The sequence below is a fragment of the Streptomyces sp. NPDC044921 genome, assembly GCF_056432865.1.
The window spans coordinates 86890-105887 of sequence record NZ_JBWKIF010000002.1; the positions used below are offsets into that span (position 1 = coordinate 86890).

The following is an 18998-nucleotide window of genomic DNA, read 5'->3' on the forward strand; positions in this document are numbered from 1 at the left end:
GTGCGGCCGTCCCGCCGCGCCGCCGCGACGAGCGTGCTGCCGGCTTTGCTGGTGTAACCGTTCTTGATGCCGATCAGCCCTCGGTACGGCTTCACCCCGCGGGCCCCGCTCAGCAGCCGGTTGGTGTTGCGGATCGGGTACGACCAGCGGTCGCCGCCCGGGAACCGGGCCTCGACCGTGGCGCAGTACCGCGCGAAGTCCGGGTTGCGCAGTCCCGCCGCGCCGAAGACGGCCAGGTCGAACGCCGACGACACCTGGCCCGGGGCGTCGTAGCCGTCCGGCGACACCACGCGCGTGTCGAGGGCGCCGAGGGACCGGGCCTTGGCCTGCATCCGCTCGGCGGTGGCCCGCCAGCCACCGTTGAGCTCGGCCAGGACCCGCACGGCGTCGTTGCCGGAGTTGAGGAAGACACCGCGCCACAGGTCGGCGACCTGGTACGTCCGGCCCTCGGCCACCCCGACCAGGCTGCTGCCGGCGCCGATGCCGCGCAGTTCCTCCGCGCGGACCGTGTGCCGGATGCCCGCGGGCAGGGACGGCAGCACCGTGAGGGCGAACAGTGTCTTCAGCGTGCTGGCCGGCGGGAGCCTGCGGTGCGCGTTGCGGGCGGCCAGCACCTCCCCGGTGCGGGCGTCGGCCACCAGCCAGGACAGGGCGGAGACCTCGGGGAGGCGCGGTGTTCCGGCGCGCGGGCGGACGTGCAGGCCCGGCCGGTACAGCAGCGAGGGGTGCGGGGCCGCCGCCCGCGGCGCGGCCGGCGCGGTGGGCTCCGCGCGGCCGGGGTCGGCCGCGGCGGCGGGCGTCACCACCAGGAGCCCTGCCACGCAGAGCGCGCCGGCCGACACGGCCACCCGGGAAGAGAATCCGATGATCATACGATCAACGTAGAAACGGTCGGACTGCGTACGGCGACGACGGGGCCGGAGACCGCCCGCGAGCACCCGGATGCCGCACCGGCCGCGTCGGCCGGCCGGGTCCGCGAGCGGCCTCACCACCGCCGCCGCGGGGGCTTCCTCGGCCCCGTCCTGCCCCGCGCGGTCCTGCCGAACCCCCGTCCCGCCCCGCGGGTCCTGCCGGGCCCCGTTCCGCCCCGCGCGGTCCTGCCGAACCCCCGTCCTGCCCCGCGGGTCCTGCCGGGCCCCGTTCCGCCCCGCGCGGTCCTGCCGAACCCCCGTCCTGCCCCGCGCGGTGCCGCCGGGCCCCGTTCCGCCCCGGCGGGTCCTGCCGGGCCCCGTTCCGCCCCGCGCGGTCCCGCCGGACCCCGTCCCGCCCCGCGCGGTCCGGCCGGGCGGCGGCCGTCTCCCGCGCGGCTCGGCTGGGCCAGGGCGAGCATGTGCGGCGCCTTGCGCCGGACGGCGGTGTCGAGGCCGGGTGAGGACCTCCGGACCCGGGCGTCCGGAGGGGTGCGCGGGCCGCCGGACGTACTCGCGGGTCCGCGACCCAGCGGCCCTTCGCCGCGCCCGCGTCCTTCCGCGCACCCGTCAACGGGGAGGCAGGGTCGGCTGGATGCGCCGCAGGAACGTCGCGTTGTCCGGTGTCTCGCGCAGGCGGTCCAGGAGGGTCTCCAGGGCGCTCCCCCCGTCCCGGTTCTGCAGGACCCGTCGCAGGCCGTGCAGGGCGGTCAACTCGGCCGGGGGCAGGAGGAGTTCCTCACGGCGGGTGCCGGAAGGGGTGATGTCGACGGCCGGGAAGACGCGCCGGGAAGCCGGTTCGCGGCTCAGGCGGAGCTCCATGTTGCCGGTGCTCTTCAGCTCCTCGAAGTAGTAGTCGTCCGCCCGGGAGCCGGTCTCCACCAGGGCAGTCGCGAGGATGGTGAGGGAGCCGCCCTCCTCGGCCGCGCGGGCGGCGCCGAAGAACCGCTTGGCCCCGGTCAGCGCCGTCGCGTCGACGCCCCCGGTGAGGATGCGGCCACCGGCCGCGGCCGCGTTGTTGTGCGCCCGGCACAGCCGGGTCAGCGAGTCGAGGAGGAGGACGACGTCCTCACCGGCCTCGACGCGCCGCTTGGCGCGTTCGACGACGAGTTCGGCGAGCGCGATGTGCTGCCGGGCGCCGCGGTCGAAGGTGGAGGCGTACACCTCGCCGCGCACGCTGCGCCGCATGTCCGTGACCTCCTCGGGCCGCTCGTCGAGCAGCAGCATCATCAGCCGGCACTCGGGATGGTTGCCGGCGACGGCCGCCGCGAGCTGCTGGAGCAGGACGGTCTTGCCGGTCTTCGGCGGCGCCACGAGGAGCCCGCGCTGGCCCTTGCCGACCGGTGCGACCAGGTCGACGACCCGTCCGGCCAGACCGGCCGCCGGGTGTTCCAGGCGCAGCCGCTCGTGCGGGTGCAGCGGTGTCAGATCCCGGAACCGGCGGCGCCCGCGCGGTGCGGCCGGGCCGGCACCGCCGACGCGTTCGACCTCGGTGAGGCCGCCCCGGCCGTCGTGTACGCCTGCGACGAGGTCGCCCGCGCGCAGGTCGTGCCGGCGGATCAGCGCGGGGGAGACGACGGGGTCGGCGGGTGTGGGCAGGAGGTCGTCGCCGCGCACGTGGCCCTTCCCCCGCGCGTCGATGTCGAGGACGCCGACGGCGGGCCGGGGCGCGGTCCGCTGCCGGGCGGACGGGTGGTCGAGTGTGGTGGTCATGGGGTGGGTCCTTCCGCGGACGGGAACGGCATGAGACATGCGAAGGGGAGGGGGAGAGCCGCGAGGGGAGGGCCTTGGGCACGCCTCCGTGCGGCGGGAACAGCGCCTCGGGTACGACGGCACGCGTCGTGGCGCTGGGAAACGAAGAAGTGATGCGAAGAAGAGGTGATGCGAGAGAGAACTGGCACCGGCGCCCACGAGAGGGGCAAGCACACGTGCTGTCCGGCAGGCTACCACGCCGGGTGCCGCCAGGAGAACGGGTCAGGTCTCAGCGTGTGGCCAGCAGTCCGTACAGCAGGGGGATCCGCGGCTCGGGGAGCCGCCACCAGCCGGACGGGGTGCGGGTCATGTGCGGCCAGCGCGGCCAGGGGAGTTCGTCGCCCTCGCGCAGGCGCCGCACGGTGAGTCCCGCATCCGTCAACGCGTTGACGACCTCGCCCATTCCGTGCATCCACTCGTAACTGTCCGTGGCGCCCTCGACGGCGGGGCCGTCGGTGTACGTGTGGGTCGCGTCGCGGTGCACCGGACCGCCGCCGCCCAGGTAGTCGTGGCGCAGCAGCAGCTCGGGGCCCTCGCCCGGGGCGGGCTTGGGGCCCAGGGAGTTGAGCAGCGGGTGGAACTCGACGACGTACAGCCGCCCGCCGGGCCGCAGGAGCCGGCCGACGACCCCGGCCCAGCGGTCCAGGTCGGGCAGGTAGCACAGGGCGCCCTTGCCGGTGTACACGACGTCGAACCGGCGCCCGTCCAACGCCTCGACGGCGTCGTACACGTTGGCCCGGACGTACGTCACCTCCGCCCCGGCCCTCGCCGCGATACCGGTCGCGGCGGCCACGGACGCGGCGGAGAAGTCGAGCCCGACGGCCCGGGCCCCGCGCCGGGCGAAGGCGATCGTCTCCGTGCCGAGATGGCACTGGAGGTGGAGCACGTCACGGCCGGCCAGCTCGCCGAGGTCCTCCCACTCGAAGGGGGCGAACCAGCGTTCGGGGTCGAGGTCCTCGTCGAGGCCGTAGAACCGGCTGGCGAGGTGGACGGGCGTGCGGGCGTCCCAGTTGGCCTGGTTGGCCCGCATCAGCCGGTCGTGCTCGGCGGACGTCATGGGGACATCCAACCGCGAACGGGTCCCGGGCGGCGGGAGAACGGGGGAAACGGCCCCGCGAACCGCACCGGCACGTCGCCGGGGCGGGACCCGGGGCCCGGGAGCCGCCCCTCACGCCGTGCGGGCCCTGGCCTCCTCCGCGATCCGCTCGAACTGCTCCCCCATGGCCGCCGCGAGCGCCCGGGCCGCCGACAGGGGACGCACCATCACCGTGAACTCGTCGATGAGCCCGTCGTCGCCGACGTGGAGGAAGTCGCAGCCGTTGATCTCCCGGTCACCCACCCGCGCGGTGAAGACCAGCGCGTGGTCACGGCCGCCCGCGTCGTTGATCTCGCGCACGTAGCGGAAGTCCTCGAAGACACCGGAGACGGCCCGCAGGATGGCCGCGGTGATCGCCTTGCCCGTGTACGGCTTGAACACCACCGGGCTGGTGAAGACGACGTCCGGCGCCAGCAGCGCCTCGGCGGCGTCCAGGTCGAGCGCCTCGACCGCCTCACGGAATGCACGCATCACGACCGCCTTACTCAACTAGTTGACTAGGTGCGAAGTAGATTAGTCAACCGTTGGTACCGTGTCCACATGTCTCTCAAGTACGCCGTCCTGGCCGCCCTGCTGGAGGGCGAGGCGTCGGGTTACGAGCTGTCGAAGGTGTTCGACGTGTCGCTCGCCAACTTCTGGGCGGCGACCCCGCAGCAGCTTTACCGGGAGCTGGAGCGCCTCGCGGGCGAGGGCCTGATCGAGGCCCGGGTCGTGCGGCAGGAGCGGCGGCCCGACAAGCGCATGTTCACGCTGACCGAGGCGGGCCGCAGGGACCTGGACGCGTTCGCCGCGACACCGCCCCGGCGGCCCACGGCCATCCGCGACGAACTGCTCATCAAGATCCAGGCGATGGACGGTGCCGACCCCGGGGCGACCCGGGCCCTGATCGAGGAGCGCGAGGCGTGGGCCCGCGGCAAGCTGGCCCGCTACCTGCGCGTCCGCGAGCGCCTGCTGGCCGGCCGCGATGAGGAGGAGTACCTGCGCCGGGCCGACCGCGTCGGCCCGTACCTCACCCTCCTGGCGGGCATCGCCCTGGAGGAGGAGAACCTCCGCTGGTGCGCGCGCGTGCGGGCGGTACTGGACCAGCGCTCCCCCTTGAGCGGACGGCCGCGCCCTCCGGCCCAGGACAGCACGCGATAGGTCACGGGCCCCGACGCCCGGGGCAGTGCTTCGGAACGACTCGGGGCAGCCCGTAGGCTGAGCCGATGTTCAGCCCCCAAGGCCCCAGCGCGCGCGAGCTCGCCGTCCAGGCCCTGTCGTCGGTCGAGCGCGGCTACGACCTCCTCGCGCCGAAATTCGACCGCACTCCCTTCCGGGCCCCCGACGCCGTGCTCGACGCCGTCGAGTCGGCACTGCGGCCGATGGGTCCCTTCGACGCCGGGCTCGACCTGTGCTGCGGCACGGGTGCGGGGACCGGCGTGCTGACGCGGCTGTGCCGGGACCACGTCACCGGGACCGACTTCAGCACGGGCATGCTCGACGTCGCCCGCGCGCGGATCCGGTCCGGCGGGCCGCGGCTCTCCTGGGTCCGTGCCGACGCCCGGGCGCTGCCGTTCGCGCCCGCCTTCGACCTGGTGGTGAGCTTCGGGGCCTTCGGCCACTTCCTGCCCCGCGAACTGCCGGGTCTGTTCGCGCAAGTGCGCGCGGTGCTGCGGCCCGGCGGCCGGTTCGCGTTCCCGCTGGTCGCGCCGCCACGCCCGGGCACCCCCGGCTACTGGGCGCTGCTGGGCTTCGACACGGTGATGCGGGTGCGCAACGCCCTGTGGCGGCCTCCGTTCGTCATGTACTACCGGGCGTTCCGGCTGGGGCGGGTGCGCGGCGAGCTCATGCGGGCCGGATTCCGGGTGGAGCTGTACGCCCTGCCGGAGTTCGGGCGGAGACGCGACGGCAGCCCGCGGGTGCGTCTCGTCGTGGCCCGAGCTCCGGACGGGCCGGCCAGCCGCTGACGAAGGCCGGCAGGTCCTCGTCGAACGCCTTCTCGAAGTCGCCCATCAGGCCCGCTTCACCCGCCGCCTCCGCGCGGCGTACGGCGTGACGCCCCGGCGGCTGCGGGCCGCGCCGCCCGGCCCGGCACGGTGAACTCGTAGACCAGCGCGTCCTGCTGGGCGTCCACGACGAGGTCGGTGATCTCCAGCGGGCGCGCGTACTGGTCGTACACCCGCCGGGTGACCCGAACCGATTGCCTGCTCGCGAGCGGGGTGATGGTGTCGCGGTGGTGCAGCGTCAGACCGGCCCGGCGCATCCAGTCGTAGGCCCGGCGCAGCTGCGCGGCGGCGGTGCCGTCGGCGCGGTCGCGGTACCGGGCCAGTTCCTCCACCTCCTCGAGGGCGACGGCGGAGAAGGACGTGAGGGCGGTGCGCAGGCCGTGCCCGTCCGCGGTCGCGTACCGGTAGCGGTGGATGAGGGTGGGGCGGCCGGGAGCCAGCCCCAGGGCCTCGGCGTGTTCCGGCGGGGGAGGTTCCCAGGTGACGGTGGCGCGGGCGACGGCGCCGGGTGTCGCGCTGCGGGCGCCGACCGGGAAGGTGAGCGTCGCCGGTGCCTGCGCCGGCCGGCCGGGCAGGGTGGCGTGGCTGCCACGCCGGTCGGTGGCGACGAGACCCTCGCGGCGCAACAGCTCCAGTGCCTGCCGTACGGTCTCCCGGCTGACGCCGAAGTGCCCGGCCAGCCGGCGTTCGCCGGGCAGCCGTTCGCCGGGCGGGACGGTGCCGTCGCGCAGCTCGCCGAGCAACTGCGTCGCGATCCGCCGGTACAGGGGCTCTCCTTCGGTCGCCGGGTGGCCGGTCGCCAGGTCGTCGGACGGGGTGGTGCGGGCCATGCCGCGCCTCCTGTTGGTGACGTGCGGTAGCCGTTCGGGCTCGGTGCGCCACCAGATCTATCATTGGTCTAAACCAGCCGGGAAGGGCGCCCGGGCGGTTCGGCCGAAACCGGCTGCCGCCGGGACGGACGGCTGTCGCGCGGGCCGTGTGCCGCACGGGTCGCGTGCCGTTCAGCTGTCGCCCCGGTGGATGCGCCGCCGCACGCGGCGGCGCACGGGCCGGGCCGCGGGCGCGGGCCGAGCCGCGGGGTGGAGGGGGATGGGGCCTGGGCGCGCCGGTGCGTGTGGTGGTCCGGGCCGACAGGGGCGGTCCAGTGTGGTGTGGTGGTCCATGTGGCAGGCCGGGGTGTGGCGGGCCGCGTGGTGTCCGGACCGGGAGTGGATGGCCGGGGTGGGGTGGTTCGCGTGGTGGTCCTTACCGGAGGCGGTGGCGCGTACGGGTGGTGGTCCGCGTGGTGGCCCGGACCGGCCGGGTGTGGTGATCCGTGTCGTGGTCCGGATCGGGGGGCGGGGGACCGGACACGGGCCCAGCGGTTCGGACGGTGGGCGTGGCGGCGTGCCGTGGCCGGCCGAGGAGACTGCGAGGCGCCCACCACCGGGTGCCGCGGCGCCCTACAGGGCGCTGTACAGCGCTCCGACCAGTGCCATCTTCCGCGGGTCGTCGGCGATGTGCGGCCCCATCCGGTTCATCACGTATCCCAGGGACACCTCCGCCTCCGGATCGGCCAGACCGCAGGAGCCGCCGAAGCCGTCGTGCCCGAAAGCGCGCGGGTTGGGTCCGTAGGAGCCGTTGCCGCCGCTCAGCCAGAGCCCGAGCCCCACCTCCGTCTCGGCCGGGAGTCCGGCGCCGAGGACCAGGTCCCGGCAGCTGCCCTGCCCCTCGCGCACCCGCTCGGCCGCCTCCGGGGACAGCACACGGCGGCCCCCGTACGAGCCGCGCCCGGCGAAGACGCCGTACAGCTCGGCGACCGCCCGCGCGGTGCCGTGCCCGTTGGCCGCGGGGATCTCGGCGGCCCGCCAGCCGGGCGTGTTGGCCGCGGCCGCGTCCACCGGCGGATTGGTCAGCGCGGCGATCGCCGCCGGCGCCAGCCGGGCGAGGACGGCGGCCTGTGTGCCGCCGGCCGGGACGGGCGGCTGGACCAACTCCGCCGCCCGGCCCGCGTCCTCCTCCGCCAGGCCGATGCGGAAGTCGATACCGAGCGGCCGGGTCACCTCCCGCTCCAGGAAGGCCCCGGGCCGCAGCCCCGACACCCGCCGCACGACCTCGCCGACCAGGTGACCGTACGTCAGCGCGTGGTAGCCGGATCGGGTGCCCGGCTCCCACCAGGGCTCCGTCGCCGCGAGCCGCTGTGTGGTCAGCTCCCAGTCGCAGAGCTGCTCCAGCGAGTGCGGCTCCCGGAGCCCGGCCAGGCCGGCCCGGTGGGACAGCAGGTGCCGTACGAGGACCCTGTCCTTGCCCGCCGCCGCGAACTCGGGCCAGTACGCCGCCACCGGCGCGTCCAGGTCCAGCAGCCCCCGGTCGGCGAGGAGGTGAGCGCAGAGCGCCACCGGGCCCTTCGTCGTGGACCACACGTTGACCAGTGTGTCGCGCTCCCACGGCCGGCTGCGCGCCGCGTCGGCCCAGCCGCCCCAGAGATCGACCACGAGCCTGCCGCCGACGGTGACGGCCACCGCGGCACCCAGCTCGCCCCGCTCGTGGAAGTTCTCCTCGAAGGCCTCGCGCACCGCCGTGAAGCGCGGGTCGCAGTGGCCGTGCACCCGCACCCGGTCGGCGAGCGCCCGGTCGGCGAGCGTCCGGTCACCGGGTGCCGCGTCAGCGCGTGCAGTCTGCTCGGACGCCTCGTCGTCGGACATGGGCCCCACCCCTTCGCCGGTCGTGTCCAGCCCGGGCCGCAGCGTCGCGGGCCCGGGCGGCAAGAACGTACCGACCGGTCGGACCAGAGGGGAAGGGCGTCGGCGGGGAACGGCTGGATCAGATGTACGAACGCAACCAGCGCAGCTTGGCCGCCTCCTGGAAGGGGCCGCCGCCCTCGTGGTCGTTGAAGTCGTACACCTCGATCACCTTGTCCTCGTGGCTCCAGGCGTTGAACGCCGCGAAGACGGTCGATGGCGGGCAGGTCTGGTCCTCCAGGGCGGCCGAGAAGAGGGCGGGGGCCCGGCCGCGGGCGGCGAAGTGGACGCCGTCGAAGTAGGAGAGGGTACGCAGGGCCTCCTGGCTGCGGCCGCGGTGCGTCTTGAGGTAGAGGCCGATCTCCCGGTACGGGTGCCGGTCCGTGAGGGTCGCCGCGCGCGGGTAGTCGCACAGGAACGGCACGTCCGGCGCGATGCCCGCGAGGTCCGGCACCAGGCCGCCGACCGCGATCGTGATGCCGCCGCCCTGGCTCGCGCCCACCGCCACCGTGCGGGCGGCGTCGGTCAGCGGATGCGAACGGGCCGCCTCGATCGCACGCACGGCGTCCGTGAAGACGCGACGGTAGTAATAGTGCTCCGGCGCGTCGATGCCGCGGGTCATGAAGCCGGGGTAGGCGGGTGCGCCGCCCACCGGGTCCGCCGTGCCGCCGCCCCCGCCCCAGGCGCTGCCCTGGCCACGGGTGTCCATCACGAAGTGCGCCCGGCCCGTGGACGCCCAGAGCAGATGCTCGTGCGGCAGCCCGCGTCCGCCGCCGTAGCCGACGAACTCCACGACCAGCGGCAGCGGGCCGTCCGCTCCGGCCGGCAGGGTCAGCCAGCCCTTGACCGGGTGGCCGCCGAATCCGGCGAAGGTCACGTCGAGCACCCGCACGGTGGACAGGCCCGTGTCGACCGGTTCGAAGCGGGCGTCCAGATCGTGCTCGCGTGCCTCCTGGAGCGTCTTGGACCAGAACGCGTCGAAGTCCTCCGGCTCGGTGGACGCGCTGCGGTACTCGCGGAGTTCGTCGAGGGGAAGGTCGAACAGGGCCATGCAGGACCGCCTTTGGTGAGGAACCGGTGCCGAGACAGTGCTGATCACCCTACGGCGGTGGTCGGAGGACTGACCAGATGCCCGCCGGGCGCACCGGGCGCGAGGGGTGGCGCCCGAGCGGGGCACTCGCTGGTCAGGAGCGTGTGGCCGGGACACGGGCACCACGCGGAGCGGAACCCCGTACGCGGGTGGTCGGGTCACCGGATGCCGCGGCCCTCAGCCGAAGCGCTCGATCCGGATGCGGTCCACCGGCTGACCCGCCGTCACGAGCAGCCGTGAGGCGTGCTCGGCGAAGGAGTTGGAGCCGCACACATAGGCTTCCCACCCACCGGGAGGCGCAGCGGCCAGGAGCGGCGCTACATGTGCTGCTGCCATGCGTCCCACCGGCACACCCGCCGGCGCGCTCCGGGTGAACACGGCTGTCGTCTCGGCACCCAGCTCCCGGGCGTAGACCAGTTCCTCGGGGCTGCGTGCGGACACCAGCATGCGCAGCGGCACGGCCAGGTTCCGCGCCCGGTGGTGCCGGACCATCGACATCAGCGGCACGACGCCGGAACCGGCGCCGAGCAGCAGCGCGGGCCGGTCGCCCGGCCACGCGAAGAAGCCGCTCACCGGGCCCCGCACCTCGATCCGGTCGCCGACCCGGGCGACCGTGTGGAACCAGCCCGAGACCTCGCCGCCCTCGACGTGGTCCAGCGTCAGTTCGACGTGCCCCGAGTCGTCCGGCGCGGACGCGATCGAGTAGTGGCGCTGGGCCACATAGCCGTCCTGGGCGGTCAGCCGCACCATCAGGTGCTGCCCGGGCAGATGCCCCGGCCAGCCGGGCACGGCCAACCGAAAGGTGGCCGTGCGCGGGGTCTCGCGGCGGATCCCGGTGAGCGTGGCGGTCTGCCACACCGAGGCGGCCTGCTCGTTCACGGCGATGCGCCCGGGCACGGCGAACCGCGTGGGCGGCACGAACGTCTCAGTCACCGGCGTACCTCTGCTCCTCCCACGGGTTGCCCCGCTCGTGGTAGCCGTTCCGCTCCCAGAAGCCCGGCTCGTCGTGGTCGAGGATCCGCAGGCCCGCGATCCACTTGGCGCTCTTCCAGAAGTACAGGTGCGGCACGAGCAGGCGCGCCGGGCCGCCGTGCTCCGGGGGGAGCGGCTGCCCGTCGTACTCCCAGGCGATCCAGGCGCGCCCGCCGGTCAGGTCGGAGAGCGGGAGGCTCGTGGTGTAGCCGGTGTGCGCGTAGGCCACGGCATGGGTCGCCGACTCATGGGGCCGGACCACATTCAGGAAGGCGTCCAGGGACACGCCCGAGAACCGCACCCCGAACTTCGACCAGCTCGTCACGCAGTGGATGGCGCCCTCGTACGCCGACGGCGGCAGCCGGTGCGCCTCCTCCCAGTCCCAGGTGCGCGGCTCGGCGACCAGACCGTCGACGCGGAAGGTCCAGTCGGCGGGCGCGAGGTCCGGGGTGACCTCGGCGGACAGCACGGGCCAGTCGTCGCGGGCGTCGTACTGCCCGGGCGGCAGACCGGGGTCGGCGCCGCGCGGGCGCCCGGTGAAGCCTCGGGTGATGTGCATCGGGTGGTGCCTCCGGGCCGGCCGGCGGTGCCCCGTCCGGTCCGGCGTGATCAGTGATGGCGTGCTCAACCGTACGTGCGGTGGTCCTCGTCCCGCGGCCCGGGGCCGGATGCCGCGTTGTACCGCACGAGGTGGTCGGCGAACCGCGACAGGTCCTCCTCCGGCCAGTGCGCCAGCCGCTCCCGGAAGACCGCCCGGCGGCTCTCGGTGACCCGGGCCAGGACGCGTCGGCCGGCCCGCGTCGGTTCCAGCACCTGGACGCGGTGGTCCCGGGGGTCGGGGCGGCGGCCGACGAGCCCGGCGCGCTCCAGGACGGCCACCTGGCGGCTGACGGTGGACTTGTCCAGGGCGTAGTGGGCGGCCAGATCGGTGGCCCGGCATCCGCCGCTCTCCTCCAGGTGCCCCAGGAGCGTGTACGACACCAGCGACAGCTCGGGGTGCATCCGCCCGGCCGCGGCATGCGCCCGGCGGGCGAAGACCGTCAGCTCCCGCTGGATGGTCTCCACGGCGTCGGCTGTCTGCACGGGGACCTCCCTCACGGCGCTGCTGTCTCCGTATCCCATGGTCGCACGGCGGTTGCACGCCCCGACCAGGTCCCCGCCGGGCCGCTACCGGCGTACCGGGCGGGGACGCCGTCGGGTAGGGTTGCGGTCCGGCTGCGGAGGGTCCCAGCCGTCGGGAACCGGGGAGGTGAGACCCATTACCGCTGTGTCAGCTCGGGTGCTCCCCCCTCGACGTGGCGCGGATCGCCGGCCGTAGGCGACCGCCGGAGCGCCCTTCGGCTCCCGAAAGGCTCATGGCTTCCATGCCGTCCGTGTCCGCTGTGCCGCCCTCCCCGCCCTCGTCCCGTGACACCCTCGTCGCCGCCCTGCGCGCGGCGGGCTGCGTCTTCGCCGAGGACGAGGCCGACCTGATCCTCGCCACCGCCTCCACCCCGGCCGAGGCCGCCGCCATGGCCGAACGCCGCGCCGCCGGACTGCCCCTGGAACTCGTCGTCGGCTGGGCCGAGTTCCGCGGGCTGCGCATCGGCCTCGCCCCGGGCGTCTTCGTACCGCGCCGCCGCACCGAGTTCCTGGTGGAGCAGGCCCTCGACCGGGCGCCCGGCGCGCGGGTCGTCGTGGACCTGTGCTGCGGCTCGGGCGCCGTCGGCGCGGCCCTGGCCGCCGGGCTCGGCCGCGTCGAACTGCACGCCGCCGACATCGACCCGGCCGCCGTGCGCTGCGCCCGCGCCAACGTCGCCGCCGCCGGCGGGCACGTCCACCGGGGCGACCTGTTCGAGGCGCTGCCCGGCGCGCTGCGCGGCCGCGTCGACATCCTCGCGGCCAACGTGCCGTACGTCCCGAGCGACCAGATCGGCCTGCTGCCGCAGGAGGCCCGGGACCACGAGCCGCTGGTCGCCCTAGACGGCGGCACCGACGGCCTCGACGTCCTGCGCAGGGTGGCCGCCGGGGCGCTCCGATGGCTCGCCCCGGGGGGCTGCGTCCTGGTGGAGACGAGCCGGCACCAGGCACCGGACGCCGTCGCCGCCTTCGAGCGCGGCGGCCTCGCGGCCCACCTGGCCGTCTCGCAGGAGCGGTACGCCCACGTGGTGATCGGCGTGCGGCCGTGACGCCGCTCAGTGCGGAGTCGTCGCCCGTGCGATCAGCAGCGCCACGTCGTCGAAGTTGTCCGGCTCGTGCAGGGTGCGCAGCAGCAGCTCGCAGACCTCCTCCAGCGGCCGGTCCGGCCCGTCCAGCAGGGACAGCAGCGTGCCGAGCCGGTCGTCGAGCGGGTCGCGCCGGGTCTCGACCAGTCCGTCGGTGTAGAACACCAGCCGGTCGCCGGGCTCCAGGTCGACGGTGGTCGTGGCGAAGGCGACCCCGCCGACCCCGAGCGGCACCCCGGTGGGCAGGTCCAGCAGCTGCGGGGGCCGGCCGGCCCGGACCCGGACGGGCGGCAGATGCCCCGCGTTGGCGATCCGGCACTCCCGGCGGCGCGGGTCGTGCACGGCGTAGACGCAGGTGGCGATGGCCTGGTCGAGTCCGGCGGTGATCTTGTCGAGGTGTTCCAGGAGCACGTTCGGATCCAGGTCCAGGGAGGCCAGCGTGTGGGTGGCCGTGCGCAGCCGCCCCATGGCGGCCGCCGCCGGGATGCCGCTGCCCATGACGTCGCCGACGACCAGCGCGGTCTTGTCGTCGTCCAGCGGGATCACGTCGAACCAGTCGCCGCCGACCTCGCTGGTGGCCCCGGCCGGCTGGTAGCGGGAGGCCACCTCCAGCCCGCCCGTCACCGCGGGATGGCTGGGCAGCAGACTGCGCTGCAGCGTGAGCGCGGTGTCACGGGCGCTCTGGTACCAGCGCGCGTTGTCGATCTGCACGGCGGCCCGGGCGGCCAGCTCGCGCGCCAGCAGCAGGTCGTCCTCGGTGAAGGGCAGCGGATTGCGGGTGCGCTTGAGGTCCAGGGCGCCCAGCACCTCGCCGCGCGCGATCAGCGGCACCGCCAGGTACGAGTGCACCCCGGCCCGGCCCAGCAGCCCGGCCGCCTCCGGGGAGCGGGCGATGCGCGCCAGGTCCTCGTCCTTGACCTCCGGCAGCATCACGGGGCTCGCCGTGCGCACGCACTGGGTGACGAGCCGGTCGGGGGCGTACCGGGCCACCTGCCCGGGCGGGTCGGCCGCCTCCAGCGCCTCGGCGGAGTCGTAGCCCTGCACCGCCAGCGCCCGGATCACCGCCGACTCGGTGGGTCCGAGCGTGGACTGCCGGCCCTGCACCACGGCGTCCAGGAGGTCCACGGCCGCGATGTCGGCCAGTTCCGGCACGGCCACCTCGGCGAGTTCGTGGGCCGTGTGGTCCAGGTCCAGCGTGGTGCCGATCCGCCCCGAGGCGTCGGCGATCAGCGCCAGCCGCCGCCGGGCCGCCTCGGCCTCGATCCCCGCGCGGTACTGCTCGGTGACGTCGACGATGGAGACCGCCACGCCCAGCACGGTCCCGAAGGCGTTCTCCAGCCGGTACAGCGAGACCGACCAGGCGTGGTCCTGGTGCGGGTCGGCCGCGGTACGGCCGATCGTGGACTGGTCGACGACCGGCGTGCCCGTCTCCAGCACCCGGCGCGTGGCGGTCTCCAGGGCGTCGACGTCCATGCCGGGCACCACCTCGCGGGGCGTGCGGCCCAGATGCTCCTCGGCCGGTACGCCGTTGATCTCCTCCAGCGCCTGGTTGACGGAGACGTAGCGCAGGTCCGTGTCCAGCACGGCCAGCCCGATCGGGGACTGCGCGATCATCCGCGTCGACAGCGCCACCTCCCGCTCCAGCCGGTGCACGGTCGACTGGTCGGCGCACAGGCCCAGCGCGTAGACGTCGCCCCGGTCGTCCAGCAGCCGCATGTTGCGGAACTCCACCAGCCGGGTGCTGCCGTCCTTGCGGCGGACGGGGAACGCACCGGCCCAGCTCTGGCCGGTGCCCATGACGTCCGCGAACAGTTTGACCACCAGGTCGACGTGCTGCTCGTGGACCATGATCCGCGCGGCGTACTGCCCGAGCGCCTCCCGCGCCTCGTACCCGAACAGCTCCTCGGCCTGCGGGCTCCACAGCACGATGCGGCCCTCGGCGTCCAGGACCACCGAGGCCACGCGCAGGACGTCGAGCAGCCCGCTCGGCCGCGCCGCGCCGCGCAGCGGCTCCTCGCCTCCGGCTTCGGGAGACCCGGCTGCACTCATCCCACGCCCCGCCTTCGCCGTTCCTCGCGGCACTCCGTCACGGTGCCGACACCCCAGTTCTACCGCGCGGAGCCCTTCGTGAGAGGCCCCTTCCGCCACCTTCCACCATCTCCCGGCGGGGCGCCTGCCGCCCCGCGGATCCGCGCCCCCCGGCAGGGGCGCCGCCGGTAGTGCTCGGCGGGAGGTGGTGCTTTGCTGGGGGAGGGGCGGAAACGGCAGCGTGGGCACGTAAGGAGCGAGCACGATGGCGATGAACCACGAGCGACCGCACCCCCACTCCGTCTCGGTGGAGATCAGCGGGTGCAGCAAGCACGACGCCCGGATCGTGTTCGACACGCTGTGCGCCTGCTTCGAGTCCGACCGGTGCGCCGACGACGTCCCGGAGGAACTGCACGAGACCCGCCCGACGGTCTGGCTCGGCACCTTCGACGTCGCCGACACCCACGAGGGGGCGCCTCCGCGGGCCAGGCTGTCGTCCTCGGTGGAGGCCGACCTGCACGGCGGCTACTGGGCCATCGAGCGCCTGCGCACGACCCTGGACTCGCTGTTCGACGTGCACGACCTGAGCACGGTCTCCGGCGACCAGGAGAAGGAACTGCACGTGCGCCTGCAGAGCCGCTGAGCACCGCCCGCGCCCGGCGGGCCGAGGACGGCCAGCCGGGCGCGGCGTGTGCCACGGGCGGGCCCGCGGGGCGCGCCCCTCGCCGAGCGGTGGGCTTCTCGGCAGGCGGGCCGGAGCGAGCCGGCCGTGGGCGGGGTGCCCCCGGCCGCGGGCGGATCACCGACGCCCCACGGGCCCACCCGTCCTGGCCCGTGCCCGCAGCCCTTGCCCTGTCCGCGATCCAAGGCCCCTGGTCACAGCCCTCCTGTGCCTTCCATCACCCCTTGTGCAACTAGTTGCACAAACCGGCGGTAGTCCTCTACAACTACAGGCACGACACCGCTGACGGAGGGCCCGATGAGCCGTTACCCGCACCTGCTGAGCCCCCTCGACCTGGGCTTCACCACCCTGCCCAACCGGGTCCTCATGGGCTCCATGCACGTGGGCCTCGAAGAGGCCGAGGGCGGTTTCGCGCGCATGGCCGCCTTCTACGCCGCCCGCGCCCGCGGGGGAGTGGGCCTGATCGTCACCGGCGGCATCGCCCCCAACGACGAGGGGCGGCCCTACGAGGGCGGCGCCAAGCTCACCACCGAGGCGGAGGCCGAGCAGCACCGCGTCATCACCGACGCCGTGCACCGCGAGGGCGGACGGATCGCGATGCAGATCCTGCACTTCGGCCGCTACGCCTACCACCGGGACCTGGTCGCGCCCAGCCCGCTGCAGGCGCCCATCAGCCCCTTCCCGCCCCGCGAGCTCACCGACGCCGACATCGAGCGGACCATCGGCGACTACGCGCGCACCGCCCGCCTCGCCCGGCAGGCCGGCTACGACGGCGTCGAGATCATGGGCTCCGAGGGCTACCTCATCAACGAGTTCATCGCACTGCAGACCAACCGGCGCACCGACCGCTGGGGCGGCTCCTACGAGAACCGCACGCGCTTCCCGCTGGAGATCGTGCGCCGGGTGCGCGAGGCGGTCGGCGAGGACTTCATCGTCATCTACCGGCTGTCCATGCTGGACCTCGTGCCGGGCGGCTCCACGCTCGACGAGGTGATCACCCTCGCCAAGGCCGTCGAGGACGCCGGGGCGACGATCATCAACACCGGCATCGGCTGGCACGAGGCCCGGATCCCCACCATCGCGACCTCCGTGCCGCGCGGTGCCTACACGTGGGTGACCCGGCGCCTCATGGGCGAGGTGTCGGTGCCGCTCGTCACCACCAACCGCATCAACACCCCCGAGCTCGCCGAGGAGCTGCTCGCCGAGGGCGCGGCCGACATGGTGTCGATGGCCCGCCCGATGCTCGCCGACCCCGACTTCGTCACCAAGGCCGAGGCCGGCCGCCCCGAGGCGATCAACACCTGCATCGGCTGCAACCAGGCCTGCCTCGACCACACCTTCAGCGGCCTGATCACCTCCTGCCTGGTCAACCCGCGCGCCTGCCACGAGACCGAGCTGGTGCTCTCCCCGACCCGGCTGCGCAAGCGCGTCGCGGTCGTCGGCGCCGGACCGGCCGGGCTCGCCTGCGCCGTGTCGGCCGCCGAGCGCGGGCACGACGTCACGCTGTTCGACGCGGCGGCCGAGATCGGCGGACAGCTCAACGTCGCCCGCAAGGTGCCGGGCAAGCAGGAGTTCGACGAGACGCTGCGCTACTTCCGCACCCAGCTCGACTGGCACGGCGTCGACGTCCGGCTGAACACCCTCGTCGCCACGGCGGACCTCGACGGCTTCGACGAGGTCGTCGTCGCCACCGGCGTCACCCCGCGCACCCCCGACATCCCCGGCGTCGACCACCCGAGCGTCCTCGGCTACCTCGACGTGCTGCGCGACGGCGCCCCCGTCGGCGACCGGGTCGCGATCCTCGGCGCGGGCGGCATCGGCTTCGACGTCGCCGAATACCTCACCGACACCGGCGACAAGGCCCACGAGAACCCGCGGACGTACTTCCGGCAGTGGGGCGTCGACCTCGACTACCGCGCCCCCGGCGGCCTCGCCGCGCCCGAACGTCCCGTCCCGCCGCGCACCGTCCACCTGCTGCAGCGCAAGACGTCCAAGGTCGGCGCCGGGCTGGGCAAGACCACCGGCTGGATCCACCGCACCGAACTCAAGCACCGCGGCGTCACCATGGTCCCCGGCGTGCGCTACGACCGGATCGACGACGCCGGACTGCACATCACCGTCGGCGAGGAGAGCACGGTGCTCCCCGTCGACACGATCGTGCTGTGCACCGGCCAGGAGCCGCGCCGCGGGCTGTACGAGGAGCTGATCGCGGCCGGGCGCAGCGCGCACCTCATCGGCGGGGCCGACGTGGCCGCGGAGCTGGACGCCAAGCGCGCCATCAAGCAGGGCACCGAGCTGGCGGCCGCCCTGTAGGGCCGCGGGCCGTCCCTAGGATGAGGCCATGTCACTCCCGCACGCGATCCTCACCGCCCTGCTCGAGAAGCCGTCGTCCGGGCTGGAGCTGACCCGCCGCTTCGACCGGTCGATCGGCTACTTCTGGTCGGCGACGCACCAGCAGATCTATCGCGAGCTCGGGAGACTGGAGACCGACGGCCTGATCAGGGCCCTGCCGGCCGAGCAACCGGCCCGGGGGCAGAAGAAGAGCTACGAGGTCCTGCCCGCGGGCCGCGCCGAACTGGCCCGCTGGACCGCCGCCCCCCAGGACCCCAAGCCGCACCGCGACCCCCTGCTGCTGCGGCTCAGGGCGGCCGCCGTCGTCGGCACCGCCGGCCTGGAGACCGATCTGCGCCGCCATCTGGAGCTGCACGAGCGGCAGCTGGCGGAGTACCGGGAGATCGACAAGCGCGACTTCCCGCCCGGCCGGGACGGCACCGAGGACCGGCTGCGGCACCTGGTGCTCCGGGCGGGGATCGACCTGGAGACGTTCTGGATCCAGTGGCTCAGGCGCGCCCTGGAGGACTTCGCCGAACTGCCCGGTCCCGGGCCCACCCGCCCGGTCTGACCGGGAGGTGACGGCGGCCCGGCCGGCCGGAGCGCTTCGACCGGGCGGGCCGCCATCCGTACCGGGTCAGAGCCGGTACGGCTTGTTGCGCCGGCGCAGGTACCAGGCCGTCGCGAGGAGGCCCGAACCGACCAGCGTGCCGCCCGCCACCAGCGTGACGGTCCCGTAGTCCGTCGACGATCCGCCGACCCCGCCCATGACGCCGCGGGACGGCGAGGCCGAGGGGGACGCGGTCCGCGTGGGGGTGGGGGCGGGGGAGACGATCACGGACTGCGTACCCGCGGTGGTGCCGTCCGAGCAGATGACGATGACGGTGTACGTGCCCGCGGTGACGTTCGACCAGGCGGCGGACTGGCTCGTCGACGTGCCCGACAGGGTCACCTGCCGCCCCTGGGCGAAGCTGCCCTGGCGGCTGGTGAGCAGCGAGGCCGTGCCCCAGCTGCCGTTGATCTGGGTGCACACGCTGGTCGTGACCGACACCGTGGAGCCCGTGGTGCTCACGGAGATGCCCGGGTCCGCGGCCGCGGGCACCGCCGCCAGGGCGAGGGGCAGCGCGGCGGCGGCCACGGTCAGGCCGGAGCGGAGAACTATCGATGAGTTGCGCATGTGGACTGCCCTCCGGCGGCACGGTCGGCGGTACATCCCTAGCGCCGCCGAGG

Annotated in this window: 17 protein-coding genes and 1 pseudogene; 6 read left to right on the forward strand and 12 right to left on the reverse strand. The window is 74.5% G+C overall.

All coding sequences use genetic code 11. The features are described from left to right. Nucleotides 1-35 precede the first annotated feature (35 nt). The 4 genes and pseudogenes from AC07DA_RS03025 to AC07DA_RS03040 all read right to left on the reverse strand — a co-directional run. Nucleotides 36-872, reverse strand: a pseudogene (locus AC07DA_RS03025) (D-alanyl-D-alanine carboxypeptidase family protein); the annotation flags it as partial. Nucleotides 873-1478: 606 nt separating this feature from the next. Further along, nucleotides 1479-2621, reverse strand: coding sequence for a transcription termination factor Rho (gene rho / locus AC07DA_RS03030; protein WP_479124040.1), 1143 nt, complete (start codon nucleotides 2619-2621; stop codon nucleotides 1479-1481). A gap of 268 nt (nucleotides 2622-2889) precedes the next feature. After that, nucleotides 2890-3717, reverse strand: a complete 828-nt coding sequence (locus AC07DA_RS03035; protein ID WP_479124042.1) for a class I SAM-dependent methyltransferase — start codon at nucleotides 3715-3717, stop codon at nucleotides 2890-2892. A gap of 111 nt (nucleotides 3718-3828) precedes the next feature. Continuing rightward, nucleotides 3829-4227, reverse strand: a complete 399-nt coding sequence (locus tag AC07DA_RS03040) for a nuclear transport factor 2 family protein (RefSeq protein ID WP_479124044.1) — start codon at nucleotides 4225-4227, stop codon at nucleotides 3829-3831. 69 nt (nucleotides 4228-4296) lie between these two features. On the opposite strand from AC07DA_RS03040, the gene AC07DA_RS03045 reads away from it, so the two are divergent. Then, nucleotides 4297-4896, forward strand: a complete 600-nt coding sequence (locus AC07DA_RS03045; protein WP_479124045.1) for a PadR family transcriptional regulator — start codon at nucleotides 4297-4299, stop codon at nucleotides 4894-4896. A gap of 65 nt (nucleotides 4897-4961) precedes the next feature. Then, nucleotides 4962-5702, forward strand: a complete 741-nt coding sequence (locus AC07DA_RS03050; protein ID WP_479124047.1) for a class I SAM-dependent methyltransferase — start codon at nucleotides 4962-4964, stop codon at nucleotides 5700-5702. Nucleotides 5703-5758: 56 nt separating this feature from the next. On the opposite strand, the gene AC07DA_RS03055 is transcribed toward AC07DA_RS03050, so the two are convergent. From AC07DA_RS03055 to AC07DA_RS03080, 6 genes are all read right to left on the reverse strand, one after another. Beyond that, a complete protein-coding gene (locus AC07DA_RS03055; RefSeq protein WP_479124049.1) occupies nucleotides 5759-6571 on the reverse strand; it encodes a GntR family transcriptional regulator in 813 nt (270 codons plus the stop codon). 612 nt (nucleotides 6572-7183) lie between these two features. Further along, a complete protein-coding gene (locus AC07DA_RS03060) occupies nucleotides 7184-8425 on the reverse strand; it encodes a serine hydrolase domain-containing protein (protein ID WP_479124051.1) in 1242 nt (413 codons plus the stop codon). Nucleotides 8426-8543: 118 nt separating this feature from the next. Then, nucleotides 8544-9512, reverse strand: a complete 969-nt coding sequence (locus AC07DA_RS03065) for an acetylxylan esterase (protein ID WP_479124053.1) — start codon at nucleotides 9510-9512, stop codon at nucleotides 8544-8546. Between the two features lie 216 nt (nucleotides 9513-9728). Then, nucleotides 9729-10484, reverse strand: coding sequence for a ferredoxin reductase (locus tag AC07DA_RS03070; RefSeq protein WP_479124055.1), 756 nt, complete (start codon nucleotides 10482-10484; stop codon nucleotides 9729-9731). Beyond that, nucleotides 10477-11082 (reverse strand): sulfite oxidase-like oxidoreductase, encoded by a 606-nt coding sequence (locus AC07DA_RS03075; RefSeq protein ID WP_479124056.1) that lies wholly within the window; start codon nucleotides 11080-11082, stop codon nucleotides 10477-10479. The genes AC07DA_RS03070 and AC07DA_RS03075 overlap by 8 nt, the downstream gene beginning before the upstream one ends. 65 nt (nucleotides 11083-11147) lie before the next feature. Next, a complete protein-coding gene (locus tag AC07DA_RS03080) occupies nucleotides 11148-11606 on the reverse strand; it encodes a MarR family winged helix-turn-helix transcriptional regulator (protein ID WP_479124058.1) in 459 nt (152 codons plus the stop codon). 281 nt (nucleotides 11607-11887) lie between these two features. On the opposite strand from AC07DA_RS03080, the gene AC07DA_RS03085 reads away from it, so the two are divergent. Further along, nucleotides 11888-12691 carry a putative protein N(5)-glutamine methyltransferase gene (locus tag AC07DA_RS03085; protein WP_479124060.1) on the forward strand — a complete coding sequence of 268 codons (804 nt, stop codon included), beginning with the start codon at nucleotides 11888-11890 and terminating at the stop codon, nucleotides 12689-12691. 6 nt (nucleotides 12692-12697) lie between these two features. Here the strand turns inward: AC07DA_RS03085 and AC07DA_RS03090 are convergent, their stop codons facing one another. Further along, nucleotides 12698-14776 (reverse strand): SpoIIE family protein phosphatase, encoded by a 2079-nt coding sequence (locus AC07DA_RS03090; protein WP_479124062.1) that lies wholly within the window; start codon nucleotides 14774-14776, stop codon nucleotides 12698-12700. Between the two features lie 250 nt (nucleotides 14777-15026). Between AC07DA_RS03090 and AC07DA_RS03095 the strand changes: the two genes are divergently transcribed. From AC07DA_RS03095 to AC07DA_RS03105, 3 genes are all read left to right on the forward strand, one after another. Continuing rightward, the gene (locus tag AC07DA_RS03095) at nucleotides 15027-15398 is read left to right on the forward strand and encodes a hypothetical protein (protein WP_479124691.1); all 372 of its coding nucleotides are present in this window, start codon (nucleotides 15027-15029) and stop codon (nucleotides 15396-15398) included. Nucleotides 15399-15734: 336 nt separating this feature from the next. Continuing rightward, the gene (locus AC07DA_RS03100) at nucleotides 15735-17750 is read left to right on the forward strand and encodes an FAD-dependent oxidoreductase (protein ID WP_479124064.1); all 2016 of its coding nucleotides are present in this window, start codon (nucleotides 15735-15737) and stop codon (nucleotides 17748-17750) included. 28 nt (nucleotides 17751-17778) lie between these two features. Continuing rightward, nucleotides 17779-18339, forward strand: coding sequence for a PadR family transcriptional regulator (locus AC07DA_RS03105; protein WP_479124066.1), 561 nt, complete (start codon nucleotides 17779-17781; stop codon nucleotides 18337-18339). A gap of 66 nt (nucleotides 18340-18405) precedes the next feature. On the opposite strand, the gene AC07DA_RS03110 is transcribed toward AC07DA_RS03105, so the two are convergent. Then, nucleotides 18406-18945: a hypothetical protein gene (locus AC07DA_RS03110; RefSeq protein WP_479124068.1), complete on the reverse strand. Its 540-nt coding sequence runs from the start codon at nucleotides 18943-18945 to the stop codon at nucleotides 18406-18408. Nucleotides 18946-18998 lie beyond the last annotated feature (53 nt).